The 1,082-nt window shown below is 63.2% G+C and carries 1 protein-coding gene; it reads right to left on the minus strand.

Annotation, left to right across the window (positions count from 1 at the left end; genetic code table 11):
* Window positions 1-47 precede the first annotated feature (47 nt).
* Window positions 48-1,082 (minus strand): FAD binding domain-containing protein (locus PQR54_RS38820; protein ID WP_408255435.1); only part of this gene is annotated, 1,035 nt, incomplete at its 5' end.

Genomic DNA, 1,082 nt, shown 5'->3' on the forward strand with positions numbered 1-1,082 from the left:
TGGGTTGACATGAGAACTCCCTGAAGTACGAAACGGAAAAAGTGGACTCAGCGGGCGATTTTCATCAGCCGGTGGCCGAGCGAAATACCCAGATCGGTCATCGACTTGCCGCGTTGCAACTGCTGGTTCTCCCAACGCTCAAGGGCTGAATCGATCGTCGCGCCGCTTTGCCGTATCGATGACAACGCGAGCGCCAATGAATGGGCATTGGCTGCCGCCTTCGCGGTGCTGCCCGCCGTGTGGGGACGAGGAACCGAGGCGGCGTCGCCGAGCAGCACCGCCCGGCCGAACACCATCTTCGGCGAGCGCAGGTCGACGATGGGCTGCATGAAGGGATCTTCGGTGGCATCCACCAGGGCGCGGAACGTCGGACCCAGCCACGTTCGTGCGTCTTCCTGAAGCTGCACGATGTCGGAGTGTTTGGTCGAACCGGGCGGCAACGAAAACGCGCGCGCCACGCCATGACGATCGACCAGCAACCCGTCGAGTTGCTCGCGGCTGTACTTGCGATACCAGACCCAGTTAAAGCGACGCTCGCCGACCACGGTCGAATCGTTGTCGCCGGGGATCAGATAACAGAGCCCCGAATGACCGTCGCCTTGCTGAAAGCTGAAACGGTCACGCAGCATGTTCGCTGCGGGCAGCGGCAGATCGCGTTCTTCGATCAGCCCGCGCCATGCCACGTAGCCTGCATACAGCGGCACGATTTCGGGCAGGAGGCGCTGCCTCAGCGTCGAGCGGATTCCATCGGCGCCGATCAGCAGATCGGCGTTCTCGCTGCGGCCGCTCTCGAACTGCGCGACGATCTGCTCGCCGTCCATGCGGAAGTCGGTAAACGTCTCGCCCGCGTGCAGAGCGTCTGCCGGCAAGGCGTTTTTCATGGCGCGGTATAGCAGGCTCCATGAGGTCTGCATCTGCGGCATGTAAAGCTGTTCGACGATACGGTCGTGGCCGTCCAGATAGATGCGATCACCCGAGGCCACGCCCGGTGGAACCGGTAAGGCGACGCCTGCGAAGGCGAGCGCATCCAGCACGTCCGGCTGCAGCACGACACCGCCGCCGCGGCTTTCGAGCTGATTCGG

The sequence above is a fragment of the Paraburkholderia phytofirmans genome (assembly GCF_046028095.1).
Lineage (GTDB): Bacteria > Pseudomonadota > Gammaproteobacteria > Burkholderiales > Burkholderiaceae > Paraburkholderia > Paraburkholderia phytofirmans_A.